This is a genomic window from Burkholderia aenigmatica (assembly GCF_902499175.1).
In the GTDB taxonomy this organism is placed as follows: Bacteria; Pseudomonadota; Gammaproteobacteria; order Burkholderiales; family Burkholderiaceae; genus Burkholderia; species Burkholderia aenigmatica.
The window spans coordinates 1-6,731 of sequence record NZ_CABVQC010000127.1 but is presented as its reverse complement, the minus strand read 5'-3'; the positions used below and the strand labels follow the sequence as shown (position 1 = coordinate 6,731).

Below are 6,731 nucleotides of genomic sequence, written 5' to 3'. Positions count from 1 at the left end.
CTGTCGCTGGCGGCCGCGCGCCTCGGCTGGGCGCTGCAGGATGTCGGCGCGGTCTCGCTCGTCGGCCGGCCGCTTGCGACGCTCGCGCGTCACCTGCTGCCCGGCCGCCGCCTGTTCGTGTTGAGTGCCGACGGCCGGACGCCGGCCGCCGTCGCGGCCGAGCTCGTCGCGCGCGGCTTCGGGCCGACGCGCGTCAGCGTGTTCGAACATCTGGGCGGCCCGCTCGAGCGGCGTCTCGACGGGCTGGCACAGGACTGGCGCGTCGACGAAACGGCCGCGCTCAATCTCGTCGCACTCGACTGCCAGGCCGGCCCCGACGCGCCGCGCCGCGCGCTCACGCCGGGCCTGCCCGACGATGCGTTCCGTCACGACGGCCAGCTCACCAAGCGCGACCTGCGCGCGATGACGCTCGGGCGCCTCGCACCCGCGCCCGGCGAGCTGCTGTGGGACGTCGGCGCCGGCAGCGGCTCGATCGGCATCGAATGGATGCGCGCGCATCCGTCCTGCCAGGCGATCGCGATCGAAGCGCATGCGGAGCGACAGCGCTTCATCGAGCACAACCGTGACGCGCTCGGCGTGCCGGGCCTGCAACTCGTCGCCGGCCGCGCACCCGATGCGCTCGCGGGGCTCGCCGCGCCCGACGCGATCTTCATCGGCGGCGGGGCGACCGCGCCGGGCGTGCTCGATGCTTGCTGGGCATCCTTGAAGCCCGGCGGCCGGCTGGTCGCGAACGCGGTCACGCTGCAGGGCGAGATGGCGCTTGCCGCCTGGCGCGATGCGCACGGCGGCACGCTCACGCGCGTGTCGCTCGCACATGCCGAGCCGCTCGGCCGCTTCGATACGTGGCGGCAGCCGTTGCCGGTCACGCTGTACGATGTGCGCAAGCCCGACGCGGCCGACACGACCGGATCGCCGGCCATGACGAGCGCGACGAACGCAACGGACGCGTGATGCGCGACGAGACCCCCGAACAGCCCGCGCCACTACGCTTCGGCTATACGACCGGCAGCTGCGCGACCGCGACGTCGCTCGCCGCCGCGCGGTTGCTGCTCGCGGGCCTGGCGGACGATGCGGTCGAGATCGTGCTGCCGAAGGGGCAGCGCGTGATGATGCGGCTCGAGTTCTGCCGGGCCACCGCCGACGGTGCGGAAGCCGGCACGATCAAGGATGCCGGCGACGATCCGGACGTCACGCACGGCGCGCTGATCTTCGCGCGCGTCGCGCTCGCGGCCGTACCCGGCGTGCGGTTTCATGCGGGGCCCGGCGTCGGCACGGTCACGCGCGCGGGGCTGACGCTGCCGGTCGGCGAGCCGGCGATCAACCCGGTGCCGCGCCAGATGATGACGACGCACTTGGAGGCGCTGGCGGCCGAGCATGGCTATGCGGGCGGCTTCGACGTGACGATCGGTGTCGAAGGCGGCGAAGCGCTCGCGCTGAAGACGATGAACCCGCGCCTCGGCATCGTCGGCGGGTTGTCGATCCTCGGCACGACCGGCATCGTGCGGCCGTTCTCGTGCTCGGCCTATATCGCGTCGATCCACCAGGGCATCGACGTCGCGCGGGCGAACGGCATCGCGCACATTGCCGCGTGCACGGGCAACGCGAGCGAGGACGCGATGCGCGCGCACTACCAACTGCCCGACATGGCGCTGATCGAGATGGGCGATTTCGCGGGCGCGGTGCTCAAGCACCTGCGGCGTGCACCGGTCGCGCGGCTGTCGATGTGCGGCGGCTTCGGCAAGCTCAGCAAGCTCGCCGCCGGCCATCTCGACCTGCATAGCCGCCATTCGAGCATCGACCTGCCGCTGCTCGCGCAGTGGGCGGCCGAGGCGGGCGCAAGCGACACGCTGCAGGCCGCAATGCGTGCCGCGAACACGAGCCAGGAAGCATTGAAGCTCGCGCACGCCGACGGCGTGCCGCTCGGCGATCTCGTCTGCGCGCACGCGCTGCGCGTCGCGCGCGACATCGTGCCGCCGTCGGTCGCCGTCGAGATGTTCGCGATCGACCGGCAGGGCCGCTTCGTCGGGGAGGCGCGATGAGCACGCGCATCCTGCTGCTCGGCGGCACCGGCGACGCACTGAAAATCGCACGCGCACTCGGGCCCCGTCACGTCTACAGCCTGGCCGGCCTCGGCAAGGTGCCCGACGACCTGCGCTGTGACGTGCGCGTCGGCGGCTTCGGCGGTGCTGCCGGGCTGGCCGCGTATCTGCGCAGCGCCGGCATCGGTCTCGTGATCGATGCGACGCATCCCTATGCCGCGCAGATCAGCGCGAACGCCGCCGCTGCGGCGCGTGAAGCGGGCGTGCCGCTGTGGGCGCTGCGCCGCGCGCCGTGGTCGCCGCAACCCGGCGACGACTGGCGCATGGTCGACGACTGGGCCGGCATCGAAGCCGCGCTCGCGCCGTTCAAGCGGCCGCTGTTCACGCTCGGCCGCGAACCGCTCGCGCATCTCGACGCGATCCCGCCGCACCAGTTCTGGCTCGTGCGCTGCCTCGACGCGCATCCCGGCAACGCGCGTGCACAGATCGTCGCCGCGCGCGGGCCGTTCACGCTCGACGGCGAGCGCGCGCTGTTCGCGCTGATGGGCATCGACGTCGTCGTCAGCAAGAACAGCGGTGGCACGGCCACCGAAGCCAAGCTCGACGTCGCGCGCGAACGCAGGCTGCCGGTCGTGATGCTGCGCCGGCCGCCGCTGCCCGACGCCGACCGTGCGTTCGACTTGGCCGCGGCGCTCATCGACGCGCTCGATCCGGCCGCGCGCGCATGACGCCGCGCGGCCGGTCATCCCATGAATTGACGGAGATTTTTCGATGACGGTGTATTTCATCGGCGCGGGTCCCGGCGACCCGGAGCTGATCACGGTGAAGGGCCAGCGCCTCGTGCGCACGTGCCCGGTGATTCTGTATGCGGGCTCGCTGGTGCCGGCCGCCGTGCTCGACGGCCATCGCGCGGAACAGGTCGTCAATACGGCCGAGCTCGACCTCGACACAATCGTTGCGCTGCTCGCCGGCGCCCATGCGAAAGGGCAGGACGTCGCCCGCGTACATTCGGGCGACCCATCGCTGTACGGCGCGATCGGCGAGCAGATCCGCCGTCTCAAGACGCTCGGGATTCCGTACGAAATCGTACCTGGCGTGACCGCCACGGCCGCATGCGCGGCCACGCTCGGCGTCGAGCTGACGCTGCCCGGCGTCGCGCAGACGGTGATCCTCACGCGCTTCGCGGGCAAGACGACAATGCCGGAAGGCGAAGCGCTCGGCTCGCTCGCCGCGCACCGCGCGACGCTCGCGATCCATCTCGGTGTGCGCCATCTCGCCCGCATCGTCGACGAAGTGCTGCCGCATTACGGCGCCGATTGCCCGGTCGCGGTGATCTATCGCGCGAGCTGGCCCGACGAGGAACGCGTGACGGGCACGCTCGCCGACATCGTCGCCAGGGTGCAGGGCACGCAGATCGAGCGCACCGCGTTGATCCTGATCGGGCGCGTGCTGGACGCCGAAGGGTTCGCGGATTCGACGCTGTACGCAAGCGCGGGCTGATCACGCGCGGGCGGGCACGAGCCCGGTACGGCGTTCGCGCAGGTGCGTGTAGAGCGCCGCGCCGATCGTGATTGCGCCGCCGACGAAATAGATCGGCGAGGCCGATTCGCCGAGGATCAGGATCGACGCGGCGATGCCCACGACGGGAATCAGGTTGAGCACGACCACGCTCCAGTACGATGCGTTGTCGCGCGCGCCGCGAAAATAGAACAGGAACGCGAGCGTAAACTGCAGCACGCCGATCGCCAGCGCGGGCCACACGGCCGGCCACGCCGGCAACCGGAGCGGGCCGCTGCGGCCCGCATCGACGCCGAGCAGCACGAGCGCCAGCAGCAGCGAGCCGGCCTGCTGGATCAGCAGCATCGCGGTCGTGGACGGAAGCGTCACGGCCTGCGTCGACAATGACACGTACAGCGCGGCCACCATCACGCCGGCGAACACGAACGCATCGCCGCGCAGCGACGCGTGCCCGTCCGCCGACGGGTCGCCGAGCGTGATGACGACGACACCCAGCAACGCGACGACGCCCGCCACCAGCAGCCGCCTGTCGACCTTGAACCGGAACAGCGCGATGTTGAACGCGAGGATGCCGAGCGGTTCGAGCGCGAAGATCACCGCCGTGTGCAGCGCGGACGTGGATTGCATGCCGACGAACCCGAGGTAGTACGCGCCGCATGGTTCGAGCATGCCGATCAGCGCGACGACGGCGAGCTGCGCCGGCGCGATGCCTGTCAGGCTCACGCGTTGCGCGACGGCGAGACAGGCGAGTACCGTGACGCTGGCGGCGATCTGCAGCACGATGAGCCACGCGGGCGACAGGGCCGGCAGCACCATCTTGCTGAACGGAATGGCGACGCCCCAGCACAGCGTCGCCGTGATCAGATATCCGGTCTTGCGCGTGTTGCCGTTCATGCGTGGACTCCACTCGGCCTGTCGACCCGTAGAATGCGGGCGTGCGGCCGCCCGGATCGAGCGGGCCGCGCCGCGGCTGACATCGGTGAAACGATCGGTTAAATTATATGCGTGACGCACACATATACTAGGAGCGCCTACGTGAAAAAGCAACGCCTGAACAATTTGCTGGGCGCGCTCGCGCTCGGGCTGAACGACCGGGTAGAGGACGCAATCGCGCGCGACACGGGGCTGCACGGATCGAGCGTGGATGCGCTGGTGCTGCTGTCGCAATCTCATGCGCTGACGATCGACGCGCTGGCGCGGCAATTGATGCTCGTGCATTCGTCGGCCGTGCGGCTTGCCGAGCGGATGGCGCAGGAAGGGCTCGTCGCGCGCGAGCCCGGCGACGACAAGCGCACCGTCGTGCTGACGCTGACCGAGGCGGGGCACGATGCGCTGCAGCAGGTGCTTGCCGCGCGCGGCACGGCGATCGCGGATCTCACGCGCACGCTAACGCCCGAGCAATGCGCGCAGCTCATGCCGATCTGCGAGCAACTGGTCGGCGCGCTCGCCGACGACATGTCGAGCGCGATCCGCGTGTGCCGTCAGTGCGACGAAGACGCGTGCGACCTGCGGCGCTGCCCGTCTGAACGCGCCTATCGGCGGTTCCTGGCGGAACAGGAAGCGAGCGACTGAGAACGGTGCAGTGTCTGGGCGAGGCGGGCGCTTTCGGGCAGACTGGGTCACTTCGCGGGATCACGGCGCGCCAACCACCTTACAAGGACACCATTGAATGGGTACCCGTATTCGATCGGGCATTGTCGGCCTGGCGGGATTGACGGCCGCGCTGCTGGCGGCATCCGCGGTCAACGCCGCCGGTGAAGCCACCGAAGCCCGCGCCGTGCCATTCGTCGCGGTCGCGAAAACCGCCGTGCCCGATCGCGACTGGCCGCGCAAGGTTTGCGCGTTGGCGTCGGCATCGTGCGGCGCGCCCGGCCAGCCAGGCGATGCGGACAACGCGCCGTCGCTGTACCGGGTCAGGAACGACGCGTCGGGCATCTACTACGCGATCCTGCCAGGCCCGCAGCTGCTGAAAGTGAGCTTCGCGCCTGCCGCCGGCTGGAAGGTCGTTCAGCAGTGGAATTTCTCCGACTACCAGCCCGCCGACCGGGGCGCAGGCGACGGCGATCCGCCACCGCTCCAGATCTACCCCGCGCTGTACCCGCTGGGTGGCGAGCGCTTCGCGGTCGCGGTACTGGCCGGTTGGTCCGAAAGCTATTCAGGCGGAGGCGGAAGCTGGGAAAACGCCGACTTCGTCGAACTGCGGCCGAACGGCGGCCATGCCCGCACGCCACGCGTCTCGAAGCTCCCGTTCAGCTGCGACAAGCAGATTCGGGCCTGCTTCTCCGAGCACGACTATCAGCACTCGCCGCATTGCAGCGAAGACTTCGACGGTTCGCTGCGGCTGCGCTTCGTGCCCGGAGCGAGCGCCGGCAATCTCGACTGGATCGCCACGTGGAAGGAGAGCCACTGGCCCGGCCAGGAACCGCGCAGCAAAACCGGGCATACGTCGGTTTCCGTCACGCTGCCGGCAGGGCGGGACCCGGTCGCCGCAGGCCACGCGCTGCGCGACAAGATCCCGTTTTGCGAACCGGTCAACTGAGCGGCGGCCGCTGCTACGCGCGCGCGGCGTGCAGCGCCCGCTTCGGTGCAAAGCCTGCCGCCAGCGCGAACAGCGCGACACACAGGCAGGCCATCGCGATCCACGCGGGTGACAGGTCCGCGAGATGCTGGCGCACGATGCCTGCCGCGAACGGGAACAGCCCGGCGATCAGGTAGCCGATGCCCTGCACGAACCCCGTCAGCGATGCGGCATCGGCCGGCGTCGCCGCGTGGTCGACCGTGACGATCAGCGACAGCGGAAACAGTGCGCCGATCCCCGCACCCATCAGCAGCGCGGCCGGCAGCGCGAGCGCTTCCGGTGCGGCCAGCATCACCAGCAAGCCGACGAACAGCGACGCGATCGCCGCATGCAGCGCGGGCCGGCGATCGGGCAGGCGGTCGATCATCGCCGAGATCGTCAGCCCCGCGACGACTTCCGCGAGCGTCACGCCGCCGAGCAGGCTGCCGGCCGCCGTCGGCGACCAGCCGAGCCGCATGTAGTAAGGCGGCAGCCACGCGAGCACGAGCGTGTACGCGCCCGTCGCGATGCCGAAGAACAGCGCGAGTCGCCACGCACGCGGCGAGCGCGACGGTTGCGCATTCGATGCCGACGCCGGCCCGCCGGCGAACGCGTCG

Annotated in this window: 8 protein-coding genes; 6 read left to right on the top strand and 2 right to left on the bottom strand. The window is 70.6% G+C overall.

Features of this window, described 5'->3' with window-relative positions; all coding sequences use genetic code 11:
• From cbiT to cobM, 4 genes are all read left to right on the top strand, one after another.
• Nucleotides 1-951, top strand: a 951-nt coding sequence (gene cbiT, locus BDO18943_RS41920; RefSeq protein ID WP_175026667.1) for a precorrin-6Y C5,15-methyltransferase (decarboxylating) subunit CbiT, incomplete at its 5' end; no start/stop codon positions are given.
• Complete coding sequence (locus BDO18943_RS41915) at nt 951-2,039, top strand: cobalt-precorrin-5B (C(1))-methyltransferase (RefSeq protein ID WP_175026666.1); 1,089 nt, start codon at nt 951-953, stop codon at nt 2,037-2,039. The genes cbiT and BDO18943_RS41915, both read left to right, overlap by 1 nt.
• The gene (locus BDO18943_RS41910) at nt 2,036-2,767 is read left to right on the top strand and encodes a cobalt-precorrin-6A reductase (protein ID WP_175026665.1); all 732 of its coding nucleotides are present in this window, start codon (nt 2,036-2,038) and stop codon (nt 2,765-2,767) included. The genes BDO18943_RS41915 and BDO18943_RS41910 overlap by 4 nt, the downstream gene beginning before the upstream one ends.
• Before the next feature lie 43 nt (nt 2,768-2,810).
• Complete coding sequence (gene cobM / locus BDO18943_RS41905; protein WP_175026664.1) at nt 2,811-3,539, top strand: precorrin-4 C(11)-methyltransferase; 729 nt, start codon at nt 2,811-2,813, stop codon at nt 3,537-3,539.
• On the opposite strand, the gene BDO18943_RS41900 is transcribed toward cobM, so the two are convergent.
• Nucleotides 3,540-4,451, bottom strand: coding sequence for a DMT family transporter (locus BDO18943_RS41900; RefSeq protein ID WP_175026663.1), 912 nt, complete (start codon nt 4,449-4,451; stop codon nt 3,540-3,542).
• Nucleotides 4,452-4,592: 141 nt separating this feature from the next.
• Between BDO18943_RS41900 and BDO18943_RS41895 the strand changes: the two genes are divergently transcribed.
• Together BDO18943_RS41895 and BDO18943_RS41890 are read left to right on the top strand one after the other, a co-directional pair.
• The gene (locus tag BDO18943_RS41895) at nt 4,593-5,129 is read left to right on the top strand and encodes a MarR family winged helix-turn-helix transcriptional regulator (protein ID WP_175026662.1); all 537 of its coding nucleotides are present in this window, start codon (nt 4,593-4,595) and stop codon (nt 5,127-5,129) included.
• A 97-nt stretch (nt 5,130-5,226) separates the two neighbouring features.
• Nucleotides 5,227-6,096, top strand: a complete 870-nt coding sequence (locus BDO18943_RS41890; RefSeq protein ID WP_175026661.1) for a hypothetical protein — start codon at nt 5,227-5,229, stop codon at nt 6,094-6,096.
• Nucleotides 6,097-6,109: 13 nt separating this feature from the next.
• Here the strand turns inward: BDO18943_RS41890 and BDO18943_RS41885 are convergent.
• The coding region (locus BDO18943_RS41885) for an MFS transporter (protein WP_175026660.1) at nt 6,110-6,731 on the bottom strand (622 nt) is incomplete at its 5' end.